Below are 23,091 nucleotides of genomic sequence, written 5' to 3' on the forward strand. Positions count from 1 at the left end.
CGAACGGGTGTGAGCAGCCCTCGTCGGTCGAAACCCCGCGAACCGGGCGGTGTTGTAGTCGCTCCCGACCGTTGGATGGCTCTGGTGGGCGCTCCCGCATCTGTACACGATAAATAGGTAGTTAGCTCAGAAGTTCACTTTGGTTCGAACACGTACATACGGTACTCAAACCGGTAGGGCTCGCTGTACTCCTCCGGAGCTGGTGGTGGAGACGCCCCATCGACGTCGGCTGCAGCCGATTCAATCGGATTCTCATCAATCATTTGCGGGACGTGCCAAACACTGTTCGTCGTATCCATACTGAGTTTTTCGGCAGGGCCTTTGGTCGCCACCTCATCAGCGGGGAGTCATCACCGTATCTTCCCGCGAATGACTGCCGAGATGCCTTCGCTCACCAGCACAACAACGAGAATCGCAATGAGAATCGTGAGCGCAGCGTCCCACCGGAAGAAATCCAGTACCGCAAACAGCTCCGTACCGATGCCCCCTGCGCCAACAAAGCCGAGAACCGTTGATGAGCGAACGTTGATATCCCATCGGTGGGTCGTGATGCCGACGACGGCGGGGGTGATTTGCGGCACAATTCCGTACACCATAACGTCGACAGCGTTACCGCCGGTTGCTCGAATTGCCTCCGGCTGTCGAGGTTGGATTTCCTCGATCGCTTCCGCGAGCAACTTGCCGATAAACCCAATAGAGCGTACGGCGATGGCGACCACCCCCGCCAGTGGGCCGGGGCCGAAAATCACGACGAAAAGTAGCGCCCAGATAATCACGCTGACCGAACGCGTTGCCGTTACCACGAACTTGCCGAGCAGATACGTCAGCCGGTTCGGTGAGGTGTTCTCGGCTGCGAGATAGGCGATTGGAACCGACAGCACAACTGACAGACCGGTTCCAAGGACTGCGATGTTGACCGTTTCAATCATCGGGCCGACGATCTCGTAGCTGTATGCCGCATCAGGCGGATACATCCGGACGAGGAGGTCTTCCACCTCAGCCGGGGCTGACCGAACGAAATCATACCGTACCTCAAGCGTCTGCCATGCCCACGCGAAGACGACCAGCGTGAGTAATAGCCCGACAAACCGAGCGAGTCGCTGTCGGCGCGTACGGTATTCCCAGTGCGGCGGCTCGCTCATTATTGTATCCGCCTCCGGACCGTTGAGCTGATGATCTCGCCGGCCATCACGATGGCGATGATGCTGATGATGATGGCCATCGAGAAGCCGTAATCAAACCGTTCGAAAGAGGTCAAAAGCACTTGACCGAGACCGCCTGCGCCGACAATGCCGATGATGCTGGCCGACCGGATATTGATGTCCCACCGGTAAATCGCGAGCCCGACCATCCGTGGCAGTACCTGCGGCAGAAACCCATACAGTATAACGTCCATCCGGCTGCCGCCGGTCGCGCGGATCGCATCGATCTGTCCTTGGTCGATATCCTCAAGCTCGTCTGCCAGCAGTTTCGAATAAAATCCGACGGTTGTGAAAACGAGGGTGACAACGCCCGCAAACGGACCGAACCCGAATGCCTTGACAGCGATAATCGCAAATACGAGTCCGTGGAAGGCCCGCGAAAACGTGATCATCCCACGGCCGAGAAGATAGCTCAGCAGCGGTGAGACGTTCCGAGCAGCCAGAAACCCGATCGGTATCGAGATAGCGACGCCGATAATTGTCGCAACGACCGACATAGCAAGCGTCTCAATAGTCCCAGAGATGATCACCGAAATTTCATGCCGTCCAACCCCCTCAAGCGTGAGCATGCGGGTGAGCAGCGTCTGCCCTTCAGAAAACCCCAACAGCAGCCGGTCGAGGGAGATGCGGAGTTGAAATACGTTCCAGGCAAAAAAGACCACGACGAGCAGGTAAACAGCGTATTTAATCAGTTGGCTGCCGAAGACCGTCGGTCGCTGCCAAGTACGACCGTCGGGGTCGTCATGCCCAGTGTCAGCGGTCATTACCGATGGAGCTCCGTATCGTCGGACAGGGCCGGCTCACTGGATGGTGAGCTACGGGCTGACTCACGGCCGTTTCGGTAGATTTTATTTTCAATCCCCTCATCGAGCCCATCGGTCGAACCATCGTAAACGATTCGACCGTCAGCAAGCCCAACGATACGGTCAGCGTACTCCACGGCAAGGTCAACCTCGTGAATATTGAGCAGGACTGGCACGCCTTCGTCACTGGCGATTTCGGTGAGCAGGTCCATCACGTCACGAGAGGTATCGGGATCGAGGCTAGAGGTTGGCTCGTCGACGAGCATGATCTTGGGCTGTTGGATCACCGCTCGTGCAATCCCAACCCGTTGCCGTTGGCCGCCGGACAGCTCGTCCGCACGGTTGTTCTCAAGGCCGCTTAGGCCGACGCGATCGAGGATTTCAAAAGCGCGGTCAACGTCTTCCTGAGGAAACTTCCGTCGAAACCCTTTCCACGAACTGACGTACCCGAGTCGTCCGGACAGGACGTTTTCCATCACAGTCAGTCGTTCGATGAGATTGTACTCCTGAAATATCATCCCCATGTCGCGTCGGACCGCTGGCAACTGTTTTTCCGGAAGGCCGGTCACCTCACGCTCATCAAGCCACACCGTGCCGCTAGTTGGCTCGACGAGCCGATTGATGCACCGGACGAGGGTGCTTTTGCCAGCGCCGCTGGGGCCGATAATGGCGACCGTCTCGCTACCTGAAACGGTAAGGGAGACATCGTCGAGGGCGACGTCACCGGAGTCGTAGACCTTCCGAAGGGACTCAACGCGTAGCATATGCTCGTTGGACAGCCAGGGAGTTAGTCGAGGTTGTCTTCGATGTACTCGATTCCCTGTTCTTCATGCACCTGTAGCACCGGGTCGTAGTGAGTAGCGTAGTCGATGGGGGCAAACGTATCGAATCGGTTGACGATCTCGTAGAGATCCGTCCCACCGTAGTCGTAATCAAAGTGAGCCCGCTTGATTCCCTCGCGGACCTCTTCGGGGAGATTATACTGATAGCACATTGGCCCAAGGGGACGGGCGAACGGACCGGCCCAGACCACTTTGAGTTCCTCGGCGTTGATTTCGTCGTCGTTATCCATGACCTCGGGAATCGGGCCAGCTACCGGGCCGACTTCGTAGTCGCCGAGGTAGATACCGCGCACGCTTCGGAAATGACCACCGGAGAAGCTGATGTCGTAATCGTCGCCGGGGACGATTCCCTCCTGTTCTTCGAGGAACAGGGAGGGCTCGAGATGTCCTGAACCGGACGTTTGCTCGGTATGCACGACATCGCGGCCGACGAGGTCATCGACAGTATTGATGTCGTCGTTGTCGATCCGCGTGATTATCCACAACCGATTGCCAAAGGTACCGTCACCGTACGGCATCGAGAACGGGACCGCGCCGGTCATATTGACTGCGAACGGAACATTGCCGGCCGCAACCCGGGCGATATGCAGCCGCTCCGAACGGAAGGCTTCGGTCATCGCCGCGTATGAATCAATGACTTGCACCTCAACATCGCGGCCGGTTTCAGCGCTGATATTTTCAATGAGCGGGTCCAGTCCCTCCTGATACACCTGCTGTTCCTCGCCCGGCGTCCACGCGAACACGAGCGGGTCAGGGTCGATTATCTCGTCGGCTGTTTCCGGGTCACGCGGCGCTCGCCCGTATCTCGGCTCGTCACGGGGCTCGAAGTTCTCCTCGAGTTCTTCGATCGAAGCGCGAGCGAATCCTTCCTCAATGAGCCGCCCCGCCGGTTGTGGATATTCCGGATCAAGCGGGTCGAAGTCGGGAAACTCATCGTAGTTGACATCAACCTCCTCGTTTTCGCCACCAAGGCAACCTGCAAGTGCGCCAATACCAGCGGCGCCACCCACAGCTAGCATTTCACGTCGCGTCCGAGTACACTGGTCGTCCATTACCCGTTCGTACCACCCACGAGTTAAATGGGTTAATATGTTCGACGGTACACGGGGGGCCGAGCGGTTCTGCATTTCGAACCACTCGATTTCCCACTCACCCTCAGCAGTATCAAATGATTAGTCGTCCATTATATTGTTAATCGTGCATCCAACTTATACGCAAATAGGTTGAGGTAATCCAAACAAATATGCCCTGACGTTCCAACCCAAAAGCATGGGACCACGAGGTACGATACTGGAAAAGTTGGGTCGAAGCACCCTCGTTTCGACCGGCAGTGTTGGCGGAGTAGGTGGTCTGATAGGCAAGTCTACTGTGTCCGGCAGCCGAGATGACCCAATTACTCTGGCTGTTCTTGAGAACCGGTCAGGAAAATTTGCGGAGCTCGGGACCTCAAAGTGGCAAGCTAGTCGCCTCGCAGTCGAAGAGCTAAACGAAAGTGGAGGCGCACTCGGCCGTAAAATTGAGTTGATCGACCCGGACCCGGCGTCCGATGTAAAGCGGTACCGGCAACTGACCACCGAAATTCTTGAGGAGCGCGACGTAGACGCGATCTGGGCCGGCTATGCCTCTTCCGAGCGGGAAGTCGTTCGTCCGATAACGAATGCTCACAGACAGCTTTACTTCTACACGAACCAGTACGAAGGAGGGGTTTGTGACCGATATACGTTCCCTGTCGGAGCGACTGCCCGCCAGCAGCTTGGAGCTGTGCTCCCGTACCTCGTATCAGAATACGGACCGAAAATTTTCACCATTGCGGCGGACTACAACTTCGGCCATCTGTCCTCTGACTGGGTGGAGATTCTAGCAGCCGAGAACGACGCCGAGGTAATCGGCACGGAGTTTGTGCCGTTGTCGGAGACGTCTTTCGAGTGGCTGGTAGACAGAATCGAGGCCGCCGACCCCGACTTCGTCATGTCGATGCTCGTCGGGGACAACCACGCGGAGTTCTTCCGAGAAAAGGCCACCCGTGACCTCTCGATGCCTATCGGAACGTCAACTGCGATGGCGCAGGCGTTCGAACACAAGCGATACGAACCGCCAGCCTTCGCCGACGTGTACGCTGGCGTCAACTACATGGAAGAGCTCTCCACGCAGGAGAACACGACCTTCGTCGAGCGGTTTTACGAGATGTTCCCGGACGCGGACTACATCAACCAAGAAGCACAGAACAACTACGTCTCGATACATCTCTACGCGAAAGCCGTCGAGGCCGCAGGGACAACCGACCAAGATGCCGTGATAGAACAGCTGGAAAGCGGACTGTCGTTCGATGCCCCGGAAGGGAGAGTGGCCATCGACGGAGCAACACACCACATCAACCACACCATGCGAATCGCGAGGGCTGACGAAGACCACAATATCGAATTCTTCAACGAGCAGCGGATAGATGAGACATTTCTCTCGCAGACGGTCGGATGTGACCTCCGCGAAGTCGCCGAGACAACGCAGTACAGACCGGCACTGTTCCATCAGCAGGGGACATTCGACAGTATGCACGATGCGCTGGAAGATCGGGTACAAGATGCGCATGAATCAGAGAAATTGCGTGAGCAACTCGAAGCACGCACACAAGCGTACAGCGACGCGATGCGGGCGGCCGCAGAGGGCGACCTCACGACCCGCATGTCGACGGGCGCCAACAACGAGGCGCTGGCCGTAATCGCCGAGGAATTCAACGAGATGATCGCCGAGATGGAGCGAACACTCGCCGACATAGGTGAGTTCGCGGATGACGTAGCCAGCGCATCCCGGGAAGTCACCACCTCCACAGACGAGGTCAGAGCAACGAGCGAGTCCGTCGCCAGCTCTATCGATCAGATATCTGACGGGGCGGCCGACCAAAACGAATCGCTCCAAGTCGTTAACGACGAGATGAGCGACCTCTCGGCGACAATCGAAGAAGTCGCCGCCACCACCGACGAGGTCGCCGACGTTGCAGCCAAGACCGCAGCGGCCGGAAGCCACGGTCAAGAGGCCGCAACCGACGCAATAGCCGGCATGAATGAAACGGAGCAGAAAGCCGAGCAGGCCGTCGACGCTATCCACGAGCTTGAAGCAGAGGTGACAGAAATCGACGCTCTGATCGACCAAATTTCGGAAATCGCCGAGCAGACGAATATCTTAGCACTCAACGCCAACATTGAGGCTGCCCGCACCGGCGGCGACGGTGAGAGCAACGGTGATGGGTTCGCCGTGGTCGCAAACGAAGTCAAGGAGCTCTCTGAGGAAGTAAAGCAGGCCGCCGAGTCGGCCGAAAGTCGCGTCGAGGCGATTCAAGAGCGAACGGACCGCTCGACGACAGCGGTCGAGGCAACGAGCGAGCGCATCGCGGGAGCCTCCGAGCAAGTAACCGAAGCAGTCGAAGCGCTGGAAGAAATCGCAGCGTACGCCGACGAGACCAACGATGGTATCCAAGAAATCTCCAACACGACTGAAGACCAAGCGACATCGACTGAGGAGACAGTCTCGATGATAGACGAGGTGGCGTCGATAAGCGAAGAGACGACAACGGAAGCAGAGTCGGTGGCCGCAGCAGCAGAAGAACAGTCGGCATCGCTAGCAGAGGTTTCTGCTTCGGCGACAGAACTCTCAGAGCGGGCGGCAGAGCTGTCAGAGGCGATAAGCCGTTTTGAGGTCGGGGCCGATCTCGACGACGACGCCGTTGACACATCCGGCGCAGCTGAGCCAGGCGTCTCCGACTAGCGCACAGCGCCGGTATCGCCGATACCCAGCGGCTGCGATTCTGGGAAACGATTATGCCAACCGTTCGCACAAAATACGTGACAGGGCAAAGAGCGGCCACTTAGCTCTCGGCAGGCCGATTAGTCGTCGTCGGGGGTGTAGGCCCCTGGACGCTTCTCGATGGTGTAGACCCACAGAATCTGGTCATCCTGGACTGCCTTACAACCGAGACGAAACGCACCGATACGGAGCTTCGAATGCGGCGCACCGGTGAGTGGCTCCAGGTAGTCGCTCGGATCACGCCACTGGTCGGTGACAATCTCGTCAAGCTTCGAGACGATGCGCTCCTGCTCGTGCGGCTGGAGCTTCTCGTACTCACGTTCTGCGGGATCAGTGAGCCTCCAGTCCCATTCGTCATCACTCGCCGGCATCCATGTCCTTGTTCAGACGCGCTCGGATCTCGTCGCTGCTGTAGGTTCGCCCCTCAGCGGTCGCCAGCTGGTGTTCGCTCGCGGCGATGTCCTTCCAACCCTTCCGCGAGAACGTGGGGTGTTTCACGGCATCACGGAGCGCCCACCGGATAAACTCGCTCCGGGACGGGAAGTCTTCGGCCCGCCAAGTCGCATCAAGGTCGTCAAGGAACGCCTCCGGAATCTTGAGCGTGATGGTGGTCATGTTAGGGTCGTCATTGGCCCCTGCGTCAGCGTCGGACATACATCTGTATTACCTCCGTATTACCATAAGCATTGTCGGTGGGTCGGAGTTCACTTCCTCCCGCACTTGACTCTCGCCTCGCGCCGACGTCCCGTGTCGGTCAACACCCAAACCCGAACCGTGAGGTCCGTGAAAGTCGGGACCTCCACCAGCCCCGATGCCGCCCGATAATACACACCGCCGCTTTTCGATCCGCGTGGTCTTGGAATCCACACTGTCTGCATTTGAACCGTTTCTTCTGACGATTCCCACGCGACGTATGCTGACACATCCGGCGCAGCTGAGCCAGGCGTCTCCGACTAGCGCACAGCGCCGGTATCGCTGATACCCAGCGGCTGCGATTCTGGGAAACGATTATGCCAACTGTTCGCACAAAATACGTGACAGGGCAAAGAGCGGCCACTTAGCGGGAGTGTGAGTTCCAGAGGCTACACAAAAGCATGACCGAGACAGAACGGAACGTCGGCGAGCTAACGGACGAAGAACTGCTTGCAGAATACAAATCAACGGTAGCATTTCGGCGACAAGAACGAGAGTGGGGAGAAATCGCGCCCGAATTGGATATGAAAATCCAAGCGATCGAGGAGGAGATTCTGGAGCGAATGGGGTAAGCTCAAAGCACAGCGAGGGCGTCCAGCTGTTCGTCGGTCGCAACTGATATTTCGACGCCGCTGCAAGGTGTAGCCATTGATATGTCCGAGGACACTGGCGAGGAAACTGATGGAGAATCCGTTGCGGAGCGTCTCGACACCGTCGAAGAACAGATCGATAAGCTGGGCTTCGAGAATATCGATAGCCGGGTCAAAACCATTGAGAGCGAACAGGCAGAGCTTCGGGCCGACCTCGAGGAACTGGTAGAACGGATCCGTAGCGAAGGCGAAGAGACGCCGCACATTGACTCAGTCGAAATGCTATACGAGCGTCTTGGAACGCTCGAAACCAATATTGCGACGCTCCGAGACTCGCTCGAAGAGGTCGTCAAGGACGGCCAGTGACCTGAACATCTGGGGCACCGACTGCAGCCGTCGGTGCTGTTCCAGGCTTGATTTGCTACTACTTGTCTTCACCCGTCGAGTGCGTCCAATCGGCTGTACTCATCCTCCGAGAGTGAAATCGAGGCGGCGGCGACGTTCTCTTCGAGGTGTGCAACGCTCCCGGTCCCCGGGATGGGCAACACCATGTCCGAGTGCTCAAGCAGCCATGCGAGCGCAATCTGGTAGATTGTGGCGTCGTGTGCGTCGGCGATCGATTCGATAGCGTCGTGTCCGGAGAGCGACCCAGCGGCAATCGGAAAATAAGGCATAAAGCCGATCCCGTGGTCCTCGCAGGCTTGGAGGACGTCTTCGTGGTCGCGACTCAAGACGTTGTACTGGTTTTGCACTGTTGCAATCTCGACATGGTCTCTGGCCTGCTCGAGTTGGTCGACGGTGACGTTCGAGAGGCCGATGTGGTCGACAAGCCCCTCGTCTTTGAGCTCTGCGAACGCCGTGACACTGTCTTCGAACGGCGTGTCCGGGTCAGGGCTGTGTAGTTGGTGAACCGCCTCGGGGTCAAGCCCCGAGGCTTCCCGTTTCGATGACGCGACTTGCAGGAACCGACGAAGACCGGCCTCCATCGGTTTCCACAGCGGTCGCAGTCTCCACGGGCGTGACTTCGGCCTGTCCCAGACCTAACTCCCGAAGACCGCGAGAAAGAACGTTGTACGACGCATTCGCGTCCCTGTCCGCCTCGAACCCACACGTCGGACATGAGTGTTCCCGCACCCACAACGGCTTCTCCGTCTCGACGCCACACTCGGCGCACTCTTTGGTTGTCCCCGCAGGGTTCACTTGGACAACGTGCGTGCCGTACAGGTCGCCCTTATACTCCAGCATATTGATGAACCCACGCCACGCAGCGTCCTGCTTATTCCGGGCGTTCCCCCGCTGTTGAAGCATCCCTGAGACGTTCAAATCCTCCACGAACACGGCGTCATACGTCTTGACCAGCCATGTCGTGAGTTTGTGCTGGAAATCTTCGACTTTCCGCTTGATTCGACGTTTGACTTTGGCGACCTCCCGGCGTTGTTTCTTCCAGTTGTTGCTCCTATGTTCTTTTCGGGAGAGATTGCGCTGTTCCCGACGCAGGCGTTCGTACTCGTCGGAGAGGTTAAGCCAGTCCACGCTGTCGCCATCGCTCGTATAGATGTAGTTGGTGATGCCGAGGTCGATGCCGACACAATCCTCGGCATCCAAGTCATCCACGTCGGGTTTCTCGGGGAGCGTGGTGTCTTCGACTTCGAGGCCAAACGTGACGTACCACTCGCCAGTCGTTTCTTTCTTCAGCGTGACTTCTTTGATAGTGGCGTTGTCGGGGATAGGGCGGTGGTAGCGGATGGGGATGTCACCGATTTTCGAAAGCCAGAGCGTGGCAGTCCGACCACTCGTGTTTTTGAGTTCGAAGCCGGACTGCGAGTACGTCACACTCTGGTATTCTCGCGGCGGTTTCCACTTGAGCCACCCGACCTTGTGCCCGTTCTGTTTCTTCTCGGAAAGGTTCGATAGGTTATCGTAGAAGCGTTCGACGGTTTTCTGCAACGCCTTCGAGTGGACTTCCGAGAACACGGACCATTCGTCTTTCCACTCGGTGAGGCGCTTCTGGTGTTGATACGCCGAACCGATGTTGTCCTCGTCAGTGTCGAGGGCGTTGTATTCGTAGCGGGTGTGGTTGTAGGCTTGGCGGTGGATGTCGATGTGGCGTTCCGCTTCCGCAGCCACACCTGTTCGGTCAGGATAGGCACAGAAGCGGTAGTCGTACCACATCGCCGTACCGTGATTATTGGCATATTTCGACTTAATGGTTTGGTCCACAAGTTGTCGGCTTCATCCACGGGGTCAAGCCCCGTGGCATTCGCCTCGACAGCCTGTAAAGGTCGATCGAGTCCACGCCGAGACGGTCACGGCTGACAAGCGCCTGATTGCGGATATACTCGGGGGCGGCGTGGTTGAGCCACTCGCCGTTGCTGTTCCGGAGCAGCCCGGCCTTGGTGGCAATCGTCACAGCGTCCGTATCAATCGCTTCGCCAAGTAGGCGCTCGCTAACGCCCGGGCCGTAGGAGTCGGCAGTATCGATAAAGTCGACGCCGAGTTCGACGGCTCGCTGGGCGACCGCTTTGGCGGACTGCTCGTCCGCAGGGGGCCCGATGATATCTTCGCCACAGAGGCGCATTGCGCCAAAGCCCAGTCGGTTCACAGTCATATCGCCGCCGAGGTCGAACGTATCGCTCTCGTTTGTGAGCGTCACACTTCGTCTACGTGCAGCGGTGAATTAGCTCTAGGGTTGCGTAACTGTTACAGAATTCAGTAACAAATAGTAATGTCTAGTTATATACAGTAGCACAACTCACTTCCAGAATGCTTATAAATAACTAACTAATACCTAATTGTATGGGCGAAGGGGATTCAACCAATGTCAATATTGAACTCGAACAGGAGGATTTCGAGTTTCTCAAAGAGTACAAAGATGAAATGGGGTGGACGTGGGAAGGACTGCTCAAAGCTGGCACGCCTTTCCGAGAGTGGAAACAACAGCAGTACGCCAATGACAATCCAGAATGACACAACTTACCGAACAGTTCCACCTGCCAGACGAGTACCACGACGCCTGTGACCGACTAACGGCGCTCGTCCAGAAACACGCACAGCGGTTGCTCGCTGAGGAATACTGGCGTGACGAGCATCTTGACGCCATCAGCGACCACTCGGGCCAGTCCTACACCTACATCCGCGCGACGACCACGACGCCTTCGAAGACGCCGAAGAATACGTCTACAGTCGATTCAAACGGTGCGTCTACCATCGCGTTACGCACGTTCTCGACGCCCACAGCGACGAATATCACGCCTTCCAGTTCGTGACTGACACGGTTGCCGAGCGCAAGATTCGACGCATTGGCTGGCACAGACTCCGCCAACGGTTGTTCGACGAGGACTCACCATACATCGAATGGCGCATATTGGAGTCGGTCGTCGACCAACTCAACAGCTACTACGACACACATGGCCGCTTCCCCGAGGCGTACACAGAGCTAGTCAAGACGCCCCAACCCAACGGCACACTGCCGTTTGCACCGGACAAGGGCGACTACCACATCCACGAACTGACAGTCGAAGACGGTGAACTCCGCTTCGTGTTGAATGCGCCGGACTCGCTCTCGCCGGAAAGCTACCACGACTGGACAAAACACGTACTTCGCTTCTCAACGCATTCCCGGTTTCAGCAGATGCTCGACGCAGGAGTCGTGAAAGCACCGACACTCCACGCTTCCGGCCACGGCTACACGCTTGACGTGCCTGTTGCTGTGCCCGAACAGGACACTGAGACGGTTGCCGACCGCGTGTTAGCGGCCGATCTCGGCGTTAAAAAGCAGGCCACGGCAGTCGTTCTTGACAGTGGCGACGTGGCACACGAACAGGTGACGCCGCCACAGTTTCTCGACCATCCAGCGAAAGATAAACTGTTTCGGGTGAAAGCCGACGCCGAAGGCATCAACGACCGGCTTGCAGAACTCCGCAGACAGGGCAAAGCACACACGGAACGGTTTGACCACTTGCTTAGTGAGTACCGCCAGACGCGGCGAAAAGAACGCCGTCTTCGTGAGCAAATTCAACACGACGTAGCCAACCAGTTGGTGTGGCTCGCTGCCAAGGATGGTTGTGAAACCATCGTGTTCGAGTCACTCGGCCAACTTGACGCAGGCGACACAAGTGGAGAAGTCGCGTGGTCGATCTCGTCGTGGGCACGAGGAGAACTACTCGACCACGTCGAGTACAAGGCCGGGTTGCTCGGAATCGACGTGACGACGGTGAATCCGTGGGGAACGAGTCGGTTCTGCCCCCGGTGTGGTGAGCGTGGAGAGACGGTGAACGCACCGAACGACCACACGGAGTGTCGTCACGGTGGACATTTCCACTGCCCGAATTGTGGCTACGAGGGCGACCGTGACGTGGTTGGGGCAGTGAACGTCGGGCGAAAGCACCTCTCCGACAGCAAGATGGAGACGGCGACCCCTGCTGAGTATATCTCGGCGGGGAAACACGCCAGTTTTTCATCACGCCGCGCGGGGTGTGCCCGTTCTGCTGGCGTTCAGTCCGCGACCGATGAACAGGATCAGGCGAGCGGTCGTCAGACCCACCTCTCTCAGTTCCGTGCCCGGTCACTCACTGCGAAATCGGGTGAGAAAGACATGAGTGGACTGCAACCAAATCACGGTGGTAAGACGGGCCTGCGGTGGCCCAGACGTAGTGTGACACAAACTGTCCTCGTCAGTACTACTGATTGTGGATGAACACTACTGAATACTACTGAAAATCAGAACGGTGACCTGTCTGGTAGTGCTACGTTCTTGATCGCTTGTAATGACAAGTAAATACGCGTCATAACATATATGCCTCTCCACGTTGAACGTCAATGTATGAGCGGATCAAGCTACGACAAGACGATTCAGTTCCGTGCGGGGGCAGAAAAAGAGGCTGCGGAGCTGCTTGATGAGATTCACATCGGTGGGGTCAACGTGAGCGAACTCGCCCGCGTTGGCTTGGTCGAAATGCTTCGGCAGTCATTGGATGAACATGACAAGATTGCGGTGTACGAACGATACAGTCGTGGTGAGATCGGTGAGGACGTGGCACGTGTCCTTCTCGGTGAGAAACTCGATAGGATGGAAGAAGAGAAAGAGTCGTTCGAGGCGGCTATGGAACGAGACACGTCCGAATTCTTGACGGGAAGCGATGGCGAGTGAGGCTCGCTATCCGATACTGGCTGATACGAGTTCCTTGATCGCGGTTGCGAACACCACTCAGTGGGAGCGACTAAAAGACGCGATCCATCTTACAACGACGAACGTCTGTAAGCACGAACTTCAAAACCACGTCAACTCGAATAAATACCCGCCTGAGGGCAGCCGTAAGCACTACTTGAAACGAGGGGGCCGACGTGTTCTTGAACATCTAGACGAGGATTCGTCGCCGTGGTCGTGCGTAACTGTTGTTCCCCGCCCACATGGGCCAGATGCAGGCGAGCAATCGCTCAAGCAGGAACTTTCTGAGCACGGTTCGTCGTATCAGATCGTAACGATTCTTGATTCTGCTGCGAGACGGTCAATTCGGCGTCTCATCGACGACAATGGGTACGACATTGACGTTGTGGGACCACCGTATCTCCTCTACATCCTGCTTGACAACGACCTCATTTCAAAGCCTGAATTCTGTGAGGCAACCGTGGAGATGATTCGGACGGAAGGGTGGACCGGGTACGAGGTTGTGAAGAACGCGTGGAGCAGTATTCCCGTTGATTGTTCCGAAATCCTTGACGACGAATATGATGAAGCCCTTCCACCGGAATAACCTGGTTCGAGCCACTCGCAGTTCCCATCGAACGGCTGTTTCAATCGAGAATATATCTAAAGAATAGTATTCAACAGAGCCATAATTGGATGTTTGTGTACTGACGTATTACGCTGAATTGAGGCGCTAAGCCCCCCTTGCTCAACGAGCAGCGCAGTCCGCGTAGCGGACAAGCAGCGTTAACGAGAGCGGAGCTCTCGTTCGCACATCAGAACGCTTTGCGTTCTGAGGACGCAGTAGGGAGGGGATACAGCGTCCCCAGAAATCTCTGTTTCTGGTGTGCGAACGAATCGCTCTGCGATTCGTCCACGCCGTCACAGAATTGCTTGCACTCTGTTCCATGAATTTATAACGGTGCCAGCCGAAGGCTGGAACCGTGATGGCAACTACTCATCGTCTCGGCTTAGAGTCCGACAAGAAGGACGGTCGAGACAGATTCCGCCGTCACCACCGAGTAGGAGTGGGACGCTCCAAATCCACGCCTGCGGAGACTGCGCTCCCTGCGCGGACTGTCGGCGCACGCCGACCGTCCGTGAAAAAGCGCGTCGCGGAACCAGGAAACCCCACCCTCAGCGAGCGCGTCAGCGCGAGCAGGGTGGGGTAGTTCACATCCCCCTGGCTGACGTTTTCGGTTCCGGGGTTGCCCCCTCGTGAGTGGCGACACTGCCGTGTAGTCGCTGTTTTCTGGGTTTCCTTCTCTGAACTACCGACTGGTAGTGGCGAGATTCTATCAGATATATTTTTGTTTAATATTTAGTGTTAAAAAATGCTGTATTGGACGTTTTTCTCTCTGTCTCGTGAAATTGCTGATCGTCAGGGTGTCAATATTGGTATACCATCATATAGTTTATTGGCGGCTGCCATCGATTTCGTCGAGGGCTTCGGCAGCAACGTCGCCCAGTTCACCAGCTTCGATGTGCGAGTATCGCTTGCGGACCATCTCTTCGGAGTTATCGAGATATCGGGCAGCGACCGTGTATCCGAACGCCCGAACGAGAACCTCGCCCATCCCCCGCCGTCCACCGTGGGGGGCGAGGTAGTCATGCTTCGGATGGTCGATATCGATCTCAGCGTCGTCTGAGAGCCGCTGAAGAACCGACCGCCCGCCATCTGTGGTCATCGACGGCGGTCGCATATCCGCATCGAGCGCCAGCAGGAGATCACGGGCATAACCATCCCGCTGGGCCTCGATATCGTCCGGCCGATTCCCTCTCTCAGCCAGTGTTTCTTTGACGAGTTCCGCCAGTGTCCGCTGGTCAAACGTCGGAAACACCGGCCACCGTTCTGTCGGTGGGGCCAATAGTTTCCGATAGCTCTGTAGCGGCGAGATTGTTGGGTCGGGGAGGCTGGCGGCGTCCCACTGCTGTTTCTTCCGATAGACGTCCATACGGCCGTCTTTGAGGTCGATATCTTCCCAGCGAACCCCGCGCCGGCGTGGGTCGTCCGGGTCTCGAAGAAGTTCCCCAACACGGACAGCTGTGTAGGCGAGGACGAACACCAAAGCCCGGTCCCGAGCCGCCTTCAGTGCCGCGTAGCGGGCTCGCTGCTTGTCGATAGGGGCAGTCTCCTCTGGGAGTGTTGTGTACGTTTCGATAGCCTCGCGGGCCTGCTCGTCGACGTGGCGGGTAAGGGTATGGCGCTGGTCGGAAGTCCACGCCTGCTGGTCGCCGGGCTTGCGCCCATCGTCATCGGGGAGTGGGGCCATCGCGCTCGCTCGCTGGGCGTAGTGCGCCTCAAGGTATCCCTCGTTAACGCACCAGCCACACCACGCAGAAATATACCGGTAGTAGGTCTTGACGGTGTTCTGTTTGAGGCCACGGTCGCCGGCAAGATGCCGAGCGTACTCCCGAAACGTTCGTTCATCGATATCGTCGAAGGTCGGCTCTCGGCCGACGCCGTCAGGGGTGATGCCAGTCCAGTCGTCGCGACCGTGTTCGCCGGCAGCCCACTCAACGAACCGTTCGAGCTCGCGTTCGACGTTCCGCCGGTAGTTTCCGCCATCTCCCCCACGGCCTTTCCCCTTGTCCTGCAGGTAGCGCTCGAGGGAACTCTCGAGTGACTGATCGGCGCGTTCTCGGGGTGTCATGGTTCCTCGTTCGCGTACTGGTACGTCGGACGGACGTCCTCGAGGAGCTCTTCGACAATTTCCCAGAGAATCAGGGAGGGAGTCTCGTGTTCGAACGTGATCCCCCAGCGGTCTTCTGTCTCGGCGACTGAGTACTGGAAATGCGTCCGTCCCAGATCGGGATGGTCTTCGTCCTGATGCCAGCCGGCGTGAAAGCCCGTGTTCGGGTCGGTGTAATTGATACGGAACCAATCGTGTGGCTCCTGTCGATACCACTTGACGGTCAGTTCCGGTGAATCAGGGCCCGTCGGGGGATCCAGACGGGCTGGATCGAAAGTCGCCCGCAGCTGTTTTGCCTCGATATCGTCTGGAACGTACTCGACGGCCGTGATCTGTGGCACGCGGTCAAGGACGTCTCGCTTTAGCTGGGCGTAAAGGTTCGCGTTCGGATCACCACCTAGATGCGGGACCGACATCCGTTAGCTGCTGGCCTCAGCAGGCTCTGTCGTCGGCGCGAGAAAGTCCCACTCGCGGATGGCGAAGCCAACGATCTGGATACGCCGTTGAAGGTGCTCCCACTCGCGGGCAATATCACGGCGACGGTCTTCCTCGCCACCGTCAAGGGACTCGTCAGCGAGCGTCCCACGGAGCTGATTCGGTGATTCAACGCCGAATTCATCCTCCCAGTCGCGAATCTGCGTCTTCATATCGGCGAGCCGGTCCGTAAGCTCCTCGACAGTGTGTCCGCTATCTCGGAGGCGCATCGCCTCCTGCATCGCTTGGCGGCGATAATCAGGGTAATACGTCGTGTGCGTACCGCTTTCGTCACAGTGGAGGATGCCGTCGTCGACGAGTCGCTCGAGGACACGCTTAGTTGGTTCGTGTGACCAGCCCGCTTCGGAGGCGATCCAGTTTGCCGTCTGCGGCTCCGACAGCTGCCTGGCGACCATCCGGACTCGGTCTTCACCCGTGGTCTGGCGTTCCATCAGGCCCTCGGAGTCCGATTCATCTTCGGTCATACAACATCGTTCGGGCTTTGTCTTAATATAGGTTGAGGTCATTAGTCCTATATCGAATTGACTTCTTTACCATCGCCCTGATCTCAGCTGAGGGTACCAGAGCAAACTCGGAGCCCGCTCTTGGCGGCTCTACCCGGGGGAAGCGTCGTCGTGAGGCGGTTGCAGCTTTCGTGCTTCGTAGACGGCGGCGGGGTACTTCAAAGTGGTCGTGATTATTGGAGTAATCACGTTCAACGTGTCTCAGATCACAATCCGCCGATTTCACTGTTTGAAGGCCCGTGAGTGCCTTTCCTGCCTCCCGTATAATCAATAAACCACATGAAACTATATAGAATAGATCGGCCAGCAGTTGAAGCTGAGTTACTCAATGCGTATGATCTCAATCATCAACGCACCAAATCAAGTTCATTTGTACTACACCAATTTTATTTGGAAAGCTTTATGTTGTACTCTCTACCACCACATATTGCGGTCAAAATCGAGATACCCACACATGTGGTGTTAAGGTCCTGGAGGATTGAGTAGTGACAACAATGAACTGCCCGGACTGCGGGAACGGGCGAACGCGCGTCATTGATACAGGGGCCAGTTCCGACGGAGCTTCCGTCCGGCGACGCCGCGAGTGTCAACGCTGTTCGTTCCGCTTTACGACCTACGAACGTCCGGAGTGGAAGTCCCTCCAAGTGAAAAAACGTGACGGAACCATCGAATCGTTCGACCAACAGAAGCTCCGCACAGGAATCGAGCGAGCCGTTGAGAAGCGGGGTGTGGCTGAGACGACAGTGACTGCTCTCGTCGACGATATCGAGAGCGAACTGCAAGATCGGGAGGCACGCATCGTCTCGTCGAGTCTCATCGGCGAGCTCGTCTCTGAGAACCTCCGCACGCTCGATAAGGTAGCCTACATTCGATTTGTCTCCGTTTACAAAGCATTCTCTGAGCCGCAAGAATTTCTGAAAGAACTTGATGCAGTCTTGGGTGCGGAGCTTGATGACTTCGAAGCCTCGAACAGCTCACAATGATACGAACAGGCGCAGATCAAACTGATGCCCGGTCAATCCTTGAGGAGTATGGCCCGCGTACAGACATACAGGAAGCGACACGGATGCATTCGAACGCACTGAACCGATGAACGACGGACACAGAAACCAACGAACAGAAGACGATTCTTCCGGAGAACGTGCCAATGACTGAAAGCAAAACCACAGGTAGAGATACAGAGACCGACATCTTCTCGGAACGAACGCAGCTAAAACCGTATGAGTACGCCGATTTCCTTGACTACAAGGATGCGATACGGAACAGCTACTGGGTTCACACGGAATTCAACTTTTCAGGCGACGTTCAAGATTTCAGGACCAACACTACTCCTGCCGAGAAGACCGTCATCAAACGGACGATGTTGGCTATCGCACAGATCGAGGTCCAGGTGAAAACGTTTTGGGCAGATATCTACGACGAAATGCCCAAAACGGAAGTCGGGAACGTTGGCATGACCTTCGCGGAGAGTGAGGTCAGACATATGGATGCGTACAGCCACCTCCTCGACATCTTGGGGATAACAGAGGACTTCGAGGAGGTGACCGATGTGCCGGCAATCGAGGATCGAATCGAGTACCTCGACAAGTACCTAGAAAAGAGTGAAAGTGACGACAAACAGGAGTACGTAATGAGTATTCTGCTGTTCTCCACGTTTGTCGAGCACGTCTCGCTGTTCTCGCAGTTCCTCATTATGATGAGCTTCGATAAGTACAAAAAGAAGTTCAAGGGCATCGCAAATGCCGTCGAAGCGACCAGCAAAGAAGAGCAGATCCACGGACTGTTCGGTGTCGAACTCGTGGAGACGATTCGCGAGGAGAATCCGGACCTCTTCGACGAGGACTTCGAAGAAGAGGTCCAAGCAGCCTGTCAACGGGCGTTCGAGGCAGAGATGAAGATACTGGACTGGATCTTCGGTGAGGGCGAACTGGAGTTCCTTCCCCGGACGCACGTCGACGCGTTCCTGCGGGACCGGTTTAACCAGAGCCTCGAGAACGTCGGTGTCGAGCCGATATTCGAGCCGGACGATGGCCTGCTCGAGGAGACACGGTGGTTCGATGAAGACATCATGATGACAAAAGATAACGACTTCTTCAGCAAGCGGTCGACCACGTACAACAAGCACGCCCAGAGCGTAACCGCGGAGGACATGTTCTAACGATGGCACAAGCAGAACCAGTGCTCGACGATGTGAAACGGCAGCACGAAGAACCGTTCTACTGGCTGAACGAGGATAGCAGGGCGTTTCTCGACGAGGGGTACCTGCTCGAGGGCGTCACGGCCGAGGAGCGCGTCAGGGAGATCGCAGAGCGGGCCGAAGAGATCCTAGACGACGACGGCTTCGCGGACAGGTTCTACGACTATATGAGTCGGGGGTTCTACAGCCTCGCGAGTCCCGTGTGGTCGAACTTCGGTCTGGACCGAGGTCTCCCGATCAGCTGCTTCGGGAGCTACATGGAGGACAGCATGGAGAGTATCCTCTACACGCAGGCCGAAGTGGGCGAAATGACCAAGCTGGGCGGCGGCACCAGCGGGTACTTCGGCGAGATCCGGCCCCGAGGCAGCCCAATCACGAACAACGGCAAGAGCAACGGGAGTTACAGCTTCACCGAACTGTTCGATACGATCATCAATGTCGTCAGCCAAGGCGAGACGCGGCGAGGCCAATTCGCGGGCTACATCGACGTCGAGCACGATGATCTGGAGGAGTGGCTCAACATCAAGACCGAGGGAGACCCCGTACAGGACATCTACTACGGCGTTATCATCGGTGACGACTGGTTCCAGGCGATGGTCGACGGCGACGAGGAGAAGCGAGAGACGTGGGCAGAAATCATTGAGGCCCGGATCAACATCGGTGTCCCGTACATCATCTTCCGGGACAACATGAACGAAGGGAAGCCACAGGTCTACAAGGACAAAGGCTACGAAATCAATGCCTCCAACCTGTGTACCGAGATTGCACTGCCAGCCACGCCAGATGAGAGTTTCGTCTGCTGTCTCTCGTCGATGAACGCGCTCCACTATGGCGAGTGGAAGGACACCGACGCAGTGGAAACACTGACGCGGTTCCTTGATGCCGTCATGGAGGAGTTTATTGAAGAGGCGGAGGGGACGCAGTTCATGGAGCGCCCGGTTCGGTTCGCGAAGCGGCACAGAGCGATCGGGATTGGCGTCCTCGGCTGGCACAGCTACCTGCAGAGTGAGATGATTCCGTTCGACAGCATGGAGGCGATGAAGAAAAACGAGGAGATATTCCGCACCATCAGAGAACGGAGCTACGAGGAGAGTCGCCGGCTTGCTGACGAGTTCGGCGAACCGGAGGTGCTCGAGGGCTACGGTCGCCGGAACACGACAACGATGAGCGTGGCCCCGACGAAGTCCAGCAGTGTCATCCTAGGCCAAGTCAGTCCGAGCATCGAACCGCTGAAGTCGAACTACTTCGTCCGCGACGGCGCGAAACTGAAGTCGACGCAGAAAAATCGGTTCCTCGAGGCGATCCTGAAGCAGCGAGGCAGAGACGAGCGCGAGGTCTGGGACAGCATCGCACAGCAAGACGGGAGCGTGCAGCATCTCGACTGTCTGACGGACGAGGAGAAGGAGATCTTCAAAACCTTCGCCGAGATCCCACAGATGGCGATCATCAACCAAGCAGCGCAGCGACAGAAGTACATCGACCAAGCACAGAGCCTGAATATCTCGATCGATCCGAGTGAAGTGAGCGTCAAAGAGATCAACCAGCTCTACATAGAGGCTTGGAGGAAAGGAGTAAAGAGTCTCTACTACCAGAACAGCGTGAATGCTGCACAGAAATTCAGCCGAGATATTCTCGAATGTAAGGCTTGTGAGAGTTGACGAACATAAGGCCTGTGAGATTTGACCCCCACCGATCAGTATTATAGAGTGGTCGGAGAAATTGCGCCACCCTACCCCGGCGCATGTGCACTTCGGTCCCTGACGGCTTCGGCGTGGATCTTATCAACTAGATTTGATTGGAGAATCCGGTGTGTGGACAGACGAGACCGACAAGGTGTGTCCTAACGACAGGCGTTGCGTGTGCCACAGCCACTCCAGAAATTTCCAACAAAATGCATATCAACCGCCTCTCAAAGGACAACGACACCTACGATCTGATTCGGGCCTTCGATTCGGATGAGCGGGATGAAGCACTCGATTTCATCGAAAGTTGAAACGCAGACGACCTACCACCAATTGTATCCGTACCGTTCTGTCTCCAGCATCTCAGCGATATCCTGCGGGTTCTCGATTGCGTGTTCGATTGCGGCCTCAAGCAGGTCTGACTTGTAGACATCCTCGCCGAGTTCGGCTTCGACAGCTTGCTGGAGGTCGGCGATCCGGTCGCGATTGTGCGCTCGAAGCGGGACGGGATGGTCCTCGCGGCCTTCCTTGACCTTGTCACGAACGTGGATATACGGTTGGCCGCGACTTTGTCCGCTTGTCGCAGCCCCACCAGTCGTGGCTGCCGACGGGTCAGTTTCCGTCGACGAAAGTGGGTCCGTATCGGTGCCCGCCCCGGCTTCAGGCGTAGGGTCGGCACCAGCGTCGGTGCTGGTGTCGGTCTCGGCGTCGGCATCGACATCGGCGTCGTCGGCAAACGGGTCGGAGCCAGCGCCCTCCTTCATCCCCCCCATTATGCGGTCACCTCAGGTTCAAGCGCGCCAGGTTCCGGCGGTGCCGGGGGCTCAACGCCGGCTTGCTGTTCGAGATGCCGGGCCAGCCGGTCGTATCTTTCGAGCGTATCGAGTTCATGATCGCGGGTCCGGTCGCGATGCTCGCTGACGTAGGTGAACGCCGAGCACTGCTGTCGCCAGCAGCCGTTCATCAACGATTCACGGGAGCGGAAGACCTCAGGGGTCGAATACTCCAGCTCGTCGAGGACACGCTGGGCTTCGTTCGTGTTGCTCCACTTTACTGGGACTGCTGCGAGCACACCGACGTCGATATCCAGTGTGTCTTCAATACCAGCGACAAGTGACTCTAAGCCTTTGACCGAGGCTTCGCCTTTGGCGCTCGGTTCGACAGGAATAACAAGCGAGTGCGTCGCCGTAATTGCATTGTAGAGATGGCGGCCCTCAGTCGCCGGGGGGTCACAAATCAGAACGTCGTATGTTTCGTGCACGCCGGCGTCGCGGAGGACTGACAACAGCCGCGTATTGACGCCGAAGGACTCACCCATCGCTTCGGCTTGCTCTTTTTCCCGGCGGAGATTATCGGCCAGATCCGAGAGCATGTTGTGTTCCGGAATGATGTCAACACCGCTCTCGGCGGTCACGATTAACTCTTCAAAGGGACCCTTCGGTCGGTTGACCATGTGCCGAACAATGTTGTCGACCGACGGGTCAGCGCGGTCATCATCAACGCCGAGCAGGTGGCTCAGGTTTCCGTCCTGCGGATCGAGCGGTACAACGAGGACATCAAGGCCAGCACGGGCATGAGCGACCGCGAGGTTGGCGGCAGTCGTCGTCTTTGCGACACCGCCTGCCTCTGAGTACGTTGTGTAGGCGAGCATACCGAGTATGTCTGCCCACTGAGTTAAATAGCTTTGTCAGACAAGTGGCTCTGCTGGACAGGCAAGCCAACTAAGTCAGTCGGCCAAGTCAGCTAGCTAAGTTGGCTAGGTTAGTCAATCAACATGTCTGGCTAAATAGGTCAGACAGGAAAGTCAACGCAGTAAATTGGATGCGTAGCACAACGAAGCGGATGAACGAAGCGCAGCCCCCACATTTGCGAGCTTAGTTATTTATTTAGGACGATGCTTTCGTACTGAGTACGGTTCTATGACAGTTATATTTCGAGTTATGAGGTATTTCTACGGGGTATCGGAGTAAAAGACAAAAAGACGAGTATATTATTAGCTGATCGTCGGGAATTCGTCTCAAGGCCCACAAGCCATAACAAACGAGCTCGGCAAACCCATGCGTATCTCGTGGATTTCCACCAGACACCGCAGGTACTACCAACGGAGTAGTTGGCAATTACAGTGAAATGACAAGGTATTAATTATTTTTTCTGGGTTATATCCGTGGCCATAGCGCCACACGAGCCGTGCCGCTCGGTCGAGGGCAGTTTCGGCATCAGCGAAATAGCTGGGCGATAGGCATCGATGCATATGCAACGGCATTTGTGGCCCGTGGGGTGTTCCCTCGGTGTCCGGAGCATATTAGTAACGAAATTAATTTTGTTAGGGTATTATCCATTGGTTCAGTTTTGTGTTGTCGGAGGGGAGTCTCCAGCTCATTATTTGGCCAACCGTTAGTTTCGATGAT

At 56.7% G+C, this 23,091-nt stretch carries 23 protein-coding genes and 2 pseudogenes; 11 read left to right on the forward strand and 14 right to left on the reverse strand.

From position 1 onward, the window contains the following. Positions 1–350: 350 nt before the first annotated feature. Genes phnE (NP_RS13495) through phnD form a run of 4 tightly spaced genes read right to left on the reverse strand, consistent with a single transcriptional unit; the run spans position 351 to position 3,899 of the window. A complete protein-coding gene (gene phnE, locus NP_RS13495; RefSeq protein ID WP_011324441.1) occupies positions 351–1,142 on the reverse strand; it encodes a phosphonate ABC transporter, permease protein PhnE in 792 nt (263 codons plus the stop codon). Continuing rightward, positions 1,142–1,966 (reverse strand): phosphonate ABC transporter, permease protein PhnE, encoded by an 825-nt coding sequence (gene phnE, locus NP_RS13500; RefSeq protein WP_011324442.1) that lies wholly within the window; start codon positions 1,964–1,966, stop codon positions 1,142–1,144. Before phnE (NP_RS13500) ends, phnE (NP_RS13495) begins: the two co-directional genes overlap by 1 nt. After that, on the reverse strand, positions 1,966–2,769 hold the full coding sequence (phnC, locus tag NP_RS13505; protein ID WP_011324443.1) for a phosphonate ABC transporter ATP-binding protein: 804 nt from the start codon (positions 2,767–2,769) through the stop codon (positions 1,966–1,968). Before phnC ends, phnE (NP_RS13500) begins: the two co-directional genes overlap by 1 nt. Positions 2,770–2,792: 23 nt before the next feature. Next, complete coding sequence (phnD, locus tag NP_RS13510) at positions 2,793–3,899, reverse strand: phosphate/phosphite/phosphonate ABC transporter substrate-binding protein (protein ID WP_049939910.1); 1,107 nt, start codon at positions 3,897–3,899, stop codon at positions 2,793–2,795. Between the two features lie 217 nt (positions 3,900–4,116). Between phnD and NP_RS14050 the strand changes: the two genes are divergently transcribed. Further along, complete coding sequence (locus tag NP_RS14050; protein WP_011324445.1) at positions 4,117–6,606, forward strand: urea ABC transporter substrate-binding protein; 2,490 nt, start codon at positions 4,117–4,119, stop codon at positions 6,604–6,606. A 119-nt stretch (positions 6,607–6,725) separates the two neighbouring features. On the opposite strand, the gene NP_RS13520 is transcribed toward NP_RS14050, so the two are convergent. Both NP_RS13520 and NP_RS13525 read right to left on the reverse strand, forming a co-directional pair. Beyond that, positions 6,726–7,016, reverse strand: coding sequence for a type II toxin-antitoxin system RelE family toxin (locus tag NP_RS13520; protein ID WP_011324446.1), 291 nt, complete (start codon positions 7,014–7,016; stop codon positions 6,726–6,728). After that, positions 7,003–7,299: a ribbon-helix-helix domain-containing protein gene (locus NP_RS13525; protein ID WP_049939912.1), complete on the reverse strand. Its 297-nt coding sequence runs from the start codon at positions 7,297–7,299 to the stop codon at positions 7,003–7,005. The genes NP_RS13520 and NP_RS13525 overlap by 14 nt, the downstream gene beginning before the upstream one ends. 440 nt (positions 7,300–7,739) lie before the next feature. On the opposite strand from NP_RS13525, the gene NP_RS14660 reads away from it, so the two are divergent. Then, positions 7,740–7,910 (forward strand): hypothetical protein, encoded by a 171-nt coding sequence (locus NP_RS14660; protein WP_011324448.1) that lies wholly within the window; start codon positions 7,740–7,742, stop codon positions 7,908–7,910. 81 nt (positions 7,911–7,991) lie between these two features. Then, positions 7,992–8,294: a hypothetical protein gene (locus tag NP_RS13530; protein ID WP_011324449.1), complete on the forward strand. Its 303-nt coding sequence runs from the start codon at positions 7,992–7,994 to the stop codon at positions 8,292–8,294. 68 nt (positions 8,295–8,362) lie between these two features. On the opposite strand, the pseudogene NP_RS13535 reads toward NP_RS13530, so the two are convergent. From NP_RS13535 to NP_RS13545, 3 genes and pseudogenes are all read right to left on the reverse strand, one after another. Beyond that, positions 8,363–8,854 (reverse strand): annotated as a pseudogene (locus NP_RS13535) (aldo/keto reductase); the annotation flags it as partial. After that, on the reverse strand, positions 8,850–10,100 hold the full coding sequence (locus NP_RS13540) for an RNA-guided endonuclease InsQ/TnpB family protein (RefSeq protein ID WP_011324450.1): 1,251 nt from the start codon (positions 10,098–10,100) through the stop codon (positions 8,850–8,852). The gene NP_RS13540 and the pseudogene NP_RS13535, both read right to left, overlap by 5 nt. An 82-nt stretch (positions 10,101–10,182) precedes the next feature. Next, a pseudogene (locus NP_RS13545) lies at positions 10,183–10,536 on the reverse strand (aldo/keto reductase); the annotation flags it as partial. A gap of 188 nt (positions 10,537–10,724) precedes the next feature. Between NP_RS13545 and NP_RS14665 the strand changes: the two are divergent. The 5 genes from NP_RS14665 (at position 10,725) to NP_RS13560 (ending at position 13,681) form a co-directional block, all read left to right on the forward strand. Further along, positions 10,725–10,895, forward strand: a complete 171-nt coding sequence (locus NP_RS14665) for a hypothetical protein (RefSeq protein ID WP_011324452.1) — start codon at positions 10,725–10,727, stop codon at positions 10,893–10,895. After that, positions 10,892–11,194: a hypothetical protein gene (locus tag NP_RS15020; RefSeq protein ID WP_011324453.1), complete on the forward strand. Its 303-nt coding sequence runs from the start codon at positions 10,892–10,894 to the stop codon at positions 11,192–11,194. The genes NP_RS14665 and NP_RS15020 overlap by 4 nt, the downstream gene beginning before the upstream one ends. Beyond that, the gene (locus NP_RS13550; protein WP_232503996.1) at positions 11,191–12,624 is read left to right on the forward strand and encodes an RNA-guided endonuclease InsQ/TnpB family protein; all 1,434 of its coding nucleotides are present in this window, start codon (positions 11,191–11,193) and stop codon (positions 12,622–12,624) included. The genes NP_RS15020 and NP_RS13550 overlap by 4 nt, the downstream gene beginning before the upstream one ends. Positions 12,625–12,750: 126 nt before the next feature. Next, positions 12,751–13,077, forward strand: coding sequence for a hypothetical protein (locus NP_RS13555; protein WP_011324455.1), 327 nt, complete (start codon positions 12,751–12,753; stop codon positions 13,075–13,077). After that, positions 13,067–13,681 carry a hypothetical protein gene (locus NP_RS13560; protein ID WP_011324456.1) on the forward strand — a complete coding sequence of 205 codons (615 nt, stop codon included), beginning with the start codon at positions 13,067–13,069 and terminating at the stop codon, positions 13,679–13,681. The genes NP_RS13555 and NP_RS13560 overlap by 11 nt, the downstream gene beginning before the upstream one ends. Positions 13,682–14,528: 847 nt before the next feature. Here NP_RS13560 and NP_RS13565 read toward each other — a convergent pair. Genes NP_RS13565 through NP_RS13575 form a run of 3 tightly spaced genes read right to left on the reverse strand, consistent with a single transcriptional unit; the run spans position 14,529 to position 16,807 of the window. Continuing rightward, the gene (locus tag NP_RS13565) at positions 14,529–15,767 is read right to left on the reverse strand and encodes a tyrosine-type recombinase/integrase (protein WP_011324457.1); all 1,239 of its coding nucleotides are present in this window, start codon (positions 15,765–15,767) and stop codon (positions 14,529–14,531) included. Beyond that, complete coding sequence (locus NP_RS13570; protein WP_011324458.1) at positions 15,764–16,222, reverse strand: hypothetical protein; 459 nt, start codon at positions 16,220–16,222, stop codon at positions 15,764–15,766. Before NP_RS13570 ends, NP_RS13565 begins: the two co-directional genes overlap by 4 nt. 3 nt (positions 16,223–16,225) lie before the next feature. After that, the gene (locus NP_RS13575) at positions 16,226–16,807 is read right to left on the reverse strand and encodes a DUF7342 family protein (protein ID WP_011324459.1); all 582 of its coding nucleotides are present in this window, start codon (positions 16,805–16,807) and stop codon (positions 16,226–16,228) included. A gap of 491 nt (positions 16,808–17,298) precedes the next feature. On the opposite strand from NP_RS13575, the gene nrdR reads away from it, so the two are divergent. The 3 genes from nrdR to NP_RS13590 all read left to right on the forward strand — a co-directional run bounded on the left by nrdR (position 17,299) and on the right by NP_RS13590 (position 20,659). Then, on the forward strand, positions 17,299–17,787 hold the full coding sequence (nrdR, locus tag NP_RS13580) for a transcriptional regulator NrdR (protein ID WP_011324460.1): 489 nt from the start codon (positions 17,299–17,301) through the stop codon (positions 17,785–17,787). Between the two features lie 164 nt (positions 17,788–17,951). Further along, complete coding sequence (locus tag NP_RS13585; RefSeq protein WP_011324462.1) at positions 17,952–18,962, forward strand: ribonucleotide-diphosphate reductase subunit beta; 1,011 nt, start codon at positions 17,952–17,954, stop codon at positions 18,960–18,962. 2 nt (positions 18,963–18,964) lie between these two features. Next, positions 18,965–20,659 (forward strand): ribonucleoside-diphosphate reductase subunit alpha, encoded by a 1,695-nt coding sequence (locus tag NP_RS13590; RefSeq protein WP_011324463.1) that lies wholly within the window; start codon positions 18,965–18,967, stop codon positions 20,657–20,659. 347 nt (positions 20,660–21,006) lie between these two features. On the opposite strand, the gene NP_RS13595 is transcribed toward NP_RS13590, so the two are convergent. Together NP_RS13595 and NP_RS13600 are read right to left on the reverse strand one after the other, a co-directional pair. Beyond that, positions 21,007–21,456: a hypothetical protein gene (locus NP_RS13595; RefSeq protein WP_011324464.1), complete on the reverse strand. Its 450-nt coding sequence runs from the start codon at positions 21,454–21,456 to the stop codon at positions 21,007–21,009. Beyond that, positions 21,456–22,334: a ParA family protein gene (locus tag NP_RS13600; protein ID WP_011324465.1), complete on the reverse strand. Its 879-nt coding sequence runs from the start codon at positions 22,332–22,334 to the stop codon at positions 21,456–21,458. Before NP_RS13600 ends, NP_RS13595 begins: the two co-directional genes overlap by 1 nt. Positions 22,335–23,091: the final 757 nt, after the last annotated feature.

It is taken from the genome of Natronomonas pharaonis DSM 2160 (genome assembly GCF_000026045.1).
Taxonomy (GTDB): domain Archaea; phylum Halobacteriota; class Halobacteria; order Halobacteriales; family Haloarculaceae; genus Natronomonas; species Natronomonas pharaonis.

What these genes read in the sequence shown, in the direction of transcription:
- NP_RS13595 (WP_011324464.1), bottom strand. Translation starts at nt 21,456, where the DNA reads ATGGGGGGGATGAAGGAGGGCGCTGGCTCCGACCCGTTTGCCGACGAC.
- phnD (WP_049939910.1), bottom strand. Translation starts at nt 3,899, where the DNA reads ATGGACGACCAGTGTACTCGGACGCGACGTGAAATGCTAGCTGTGGGT.
- NP_RS14665 (WP_011324452.1), top strand. Translation starts at nt 10,725, where the DNA reads ATGGGCGAAGGGGATTCAACCAATGTCAATATTGAACTCGAACAGGAG.
- NP_RS13590 (WP_011324463.1), top strand. Translation starts at nt 18,965, where the DNA reads ATGGCACAAGCAGAACCAGTGCTCGACGATGTGAAACGGCAGCACGAA.
- NP_RS13530 (WP_011324449.1), top strand. Translation starts at nt 7,992, where the DNA reads ATGTCCGAGGACACTGGCGAGGAAACTGATGGAGAATCCGTTGCGGAG.
- NP_RS13570 (WP_011324458.1), bottom strand. Translation starts at nt 16,222, where the DNA reads ATGTCGGTCCCGCATCTAGGTGGTGATCCGAACGCGAACCTTTACGCC.
- NP_RS13585 (WP_011324462.1), top strand. Translation starts at nt 17,952, where the DNA reads ATGACTGAAAGCAAAACCACAGGTAGAGATACAGAGACCGACATCTTC.
- phnC (WP_011324443.1), bottom strand. Translation starts at nt 2,769, where the DNA reads ATGCTACGCGTTGAGTCCCTTCGGAAGGTCTACGACTCCGGTGACGTC.
- phnE (WP_011324442.1), bottom strand. Translation starts at nt 1,966, where the DNA reads ATGACCGCTGACACTGGGCATGACGACCCCGACGGTCGTACTTGGCAG.
- NP_RS13520 (WP_011324446.1), bottom strand. Translation starts at nt 7,016, where the DNA reads ATGCCGGCGAGTGATGACGAATGGGACTGGAGGCTCACTGATCCCGCA.
- NP_RS13525 (WP_049939912.1), bottom strand. Translation starts at nt 7,299, where the DNA reads ATGTCCGACGCTGACGCAGGGGCCAATGACGACCCTAACATGACCACC.
- nrdR (WP_011324460.1), top strand. Translation starts at nt 17,299, where the DNA reads ATGAACTGCCCGGACTGCGGGAACGGGCGAACGCGCGTCATTGATACA.
- NP_RS13565 (WP_011324457.1), bottom strand. Translation starts at nt 15,767, where the DNA reads ATGACACCCCGAGAACGCGCCGATCAGTCACTCGAGAGTTCCCTCGAG.
- NP_RS14050 (WP_011324445.1), top strand. Translation starts at nt 4,117, where the DNA reads ATGGGACCACGAGGTACGATACTGGAAAAGTTGGGTCGAAGCACCCTC.
- NP_RS13575 (WP_011324459.1), bottom strand. Translation starts at nt 16,807, where the DNA reads ATGACCTCAACCTATATTAAGACAAAGCCCGAACGATGTTGTATGACC.
- NP_RS13600 (WP_011324465.1), bottom strand. Translation starts at nt 22,334, where the DNA reads ATGCTCGCCTACACAACGTACTCAGAGGCAGGCGGTGTCGCAAAGACG.
- phnE (WP_011324441.1), bottom strand. Translation starts at nt 1,142, where the DNA reads ATGAGCGAGCCGCCGCACTGGGAATACCGTACGCGCCGACAGCGACTC.
- NP_RS14660 (WP_011324448.1), top strand. Translation starts at nt 7,740, where the DNA reads ATGACCGAGACAGAACGGAACGTCGGCGAGCTAACGGACGAAGAACTG.
- NP_RS13555 (WP_011324455.1), top strand. Translation starts at nt 12,751, where the DNA reads ATGAGCGGATCAAGCTACGACAAGACGATTCAGTTCCGTGCGGGGGCA.
- NP_RS15020 (WP_011324453.1), top strand. Translation starts at nt 10,892, where the DNA reads ATGACACAACTTACCGAACAGTTCCACCTGCCAGACGAGTACCACGAC.
- NP_RS13560 (WP_011324456.1), top strand. Translation starts at nt 13,067, where the DNA reads ATGGCGAGTGAGGCTCGCTATCCGATACTGGCTGATACGAGTTCCTTG.
- NP_RS13540 (WP_011324450.1), bottom strand. Translation starts at nt 10,100, where the DNA reads ATGTGGTACGACTACCGCTTCTGTGCCTATCCTGACCGAACAGGTGTG.